Here is a 2,667-nt window from a genome sequence, read left to right on the forward strand (position 1 = left end):
CCTCACCGCTGCGGGTGCTGCGAGGCGTCGTGATGCCGGAGGCGTGGCCCGCCCTGATGGCGGGCGGCAGTCTGGTACTGCTGTTGACGCTCAACGAGTTCGGGATCGTGCTGTTCACCGGCGCGAAGGGTGTCACCACTCTGCCGGTGCTGATCTACACCCGTGGGATCGTGACCTTCGATCTGCCGGGCGCGGCCGTGATCGCCACGGTGCAGATCGCACTGTCGCTCACCCTCTACACGCTCTACCGGTTGATCTTCGCCCGGACGATGGCCCAACGAGGTAGGGGAGACGCGGATGTTGTTGTGGACCAGGCGTAGCCGGGCCATCATCCTCGGCGTATTCGGCGCCGTGGTCATCGTCGTATTCGTCGCGCCCCTTGCGACGGTGGTGGTCGCGGGTCTTGCCGGTTCGTGGACCGGAGCGCTGCCGTCGAACCTCGGCCTCGCGCACGTCGCGGATGCGCTGTCGGGGGAGAACCTGGCCAGCCTCTCGGTCAGTCTTCAGACCGCGGTCATCGCAGGCGGATTGGCCCTGGTGCTCGGTGCCTGGGCGGCACTCGCCTCGCGCGTGTCACCGCCCTGGCTCACCCGCGTCACCGATGCCGTGTTCCACCTGCCGATTGCGGTGCCATCGGTGGCGATCGGCCTTGGGCTGCTGATCGCCTTCAACTCCCGTCCGCTGCTGCTCGGCGGCACCAGGTGGATCGTGATCCTTGCGCACGCCGTGCTCGTTCTGGCCTTCTCGTTCAGCGCCGTCTCCGCAGCACTGGACCGTCTCGACCCCGCCTACCGCCAGGCAGCGGAATCCCTTGGGGCCAGCCCGGTTCGGGTCCTGACGCGGATCACCCTCCCGATGCTGCTGCCGGCTCTCGGCGCGGCGGCAGGGCTGGCCGTCGCGTTGTCGAGGGGTGAACTCGGCGCCACCGTGATGGTCTATCCCGCCACGTGGAAGACGTTGCCCGTCAGCATCTTCAGTCTCACCGACCGCGGGCAGGCGTTCCAGGCCGCCGCCTGCACGACGATCTTGCTGCTGGTCACCCTGGTGGCGCTCGTCGGGTTGGGCCGCATCCGCGGCAGGGCCGCTCTGCGCTAGGGCGGTGGCGCAGCGGGTTCGGGCGGTACGTAGCCGGGAAGCGTGATCGGTGCGAGGCCGGGGATCTGCAGGATCCCTGGCTGAGACTCGCTGTTTTCACTCGGCGGGGCCGCGGGGCCCGGCGCTGGCCCGAGGGCCGGTGGCGGCTCCTCGGACGGCGGTGCGGTGGTCGTCGTCGTGGTGGTGGCAGGCGGTGGCGCGCTAGTGGTCGTCGGAGCAGGGGGAGCGCTCTCGGTCGTCGGTGGCACAACGGGTGGCGCTAGCGGTGGCGCTACCGGTGCTGGAGGGTTCGCGGGCACCTCGGTGGGGATCGGAACCAGCGGCTCCTCGTAGACGGGTGGCGGCGCCCCCTCGCGCGGACTGGGTTCGGGCGCTGCCGGCGGGGGCAGGTCCGCAGGTGACAGATTCCTGGCGCTGCTGGTCGAGGCGATCCAGCCCTGTTCGGCGGGCCTGCCGACGCTGCAGGACACCTGCCTGCTGCCCGCCAACCAACTCGCTGGGGACAGCGTCTCGTAGCCAAGCGACAGGTCGGATCGGGCCAACGTGGCGGGGGCCAGGTAGGCGTCGGCGGCCTTGGTGCAGGCCTGGGTGATGAACGCCCGCTGGTCGGCGTCCGAAGGCCGCGTACCGGGGAACCGTTCGGCCAGGCTGACGGCGCCGGTGACCTCGAGCGCGTGCGGTACCGTGCAGTCGACCGGAATGTCCGTGGAGCGATTGGACGAGTCGATGCCGAGGCACGTCCCCGGGGGCCAGACCTTCGACTGGTCGAGGTCGACGATGCGGCCCTTGAAGGGAATGGGCTTGCCGTCGGGACCGAGCAGCTGCAAGCCGCACAACAGGTTTCGGCCGCCGGTGTTGGTGCCGTCGGCGTCACCCGCCCACAGGACGCTGATCGTGAACCTACTGCTCGGGTCATAGCGGGTGCCCAGGTACTCGCGCACGGCAAGCTGGCACGGTTCTCCGAAGCTGTTCATGCCGACCGGTTTCGCGACCTCGAACATGTGGTCGGAGCGGCACTGCACGAACGACGGTTTGTCCGGCGCGTCCGGGGGCCAGCTGAGGCAGGTGCCGGTCTGCGCATTGCCGAAGACGACGCTGGCGCGGCTGCCACCGTCGACCGCGGGTCGCACTTCGGGGGTCAGCGTGAACAACTCGATGACGCCCGCGACGAGCAGGACCATCATCAGCATGGTCAGGGCCCCTCGCCGACGGCCGTGGGCCAGCCGACGCCTGGTGGGGTCATCGCCGCTGGAGCATCTCTCCTCCAGCGCCGCGATCACGGACGCGAGGTCTGCGGCGCCCCTACCAGCAGGCGGGGGCGTGCGGGGGTCCGTCACCGCCTATCGGCCCGCTGAAATGTCGGCACGCTCCCACTCTCCACGTCGGTGACCTTGCCGGGTGTGCTAGTCACGGACATAAAGCTTGGCACAGCCGCAGAGGCCACGCCACGTGCACCCATGGACCGTGACCTGCCCGCCGACGGACTGAGGACACGTCGTTACCTGATGGTCATGCCGATTCCACCGCGTCGCGCGGAGCCGAGGGTGTCTACTGATTCACGGTGAATTCACG

At 69.4% G+C, this 2,667-nt stretch carries 3 protein-coding genes; 2 read left to right on the forward strand and 1 reads right to left on the reverse strand.

Annotation, left to right across the window (positions count from 1 at the left end; translation table 11 throughout):
• On the forward strand, positions 1-320 hold a 320-nt coding region (locus ACRDUX_RS38060), incomplete at its 5' end, for an ABC transporter permease subunit (protein ID WP_526422264.1).
• Positions 298-1,095, forward strand: a complete 798-nt coding sequence (locus ACRDUX_RS38065; RefSeq protein WP_526422266.1) for an ABC transporter permease — start codon at positions 298-300, stop codon at positions 1,093-1,095. The genes ACRDUX_RS38060 and ACRDUX_RS38065, both read left to right, overlap by 23 nt.
• Here ACRDUX_RS38065 and ACRDUX_RS38070 read toward each other — a convergent pair.
• Positions 1,092-2,432: a septum formation family protein gene (locus ACRDUX_RS38070; protein WP_526422268.1), complete on the reverse strand. Its 1,341-nt coding sequence runs from the start codon at positions 2,430-2,432 to the stop codon at positions 1,092-1,094. The genes ACRDUX_RS38065 and ACRDUX_RS38070 overlap by 4 nt on opposite strands.
• Positions 2,433-2,667: the final 235 nt, after the last annotated feature.

The sequence above is a fragment of the Mycobacterium sp. genome (genome assembly GCF_050701675.1).
In the GTDB taxonomy this organism is placed as follows: Bacteria; Actinomycetota; Actinomycetes; order Mycobacteriales; family Mycobacteriaceae; genus Mycobacterium.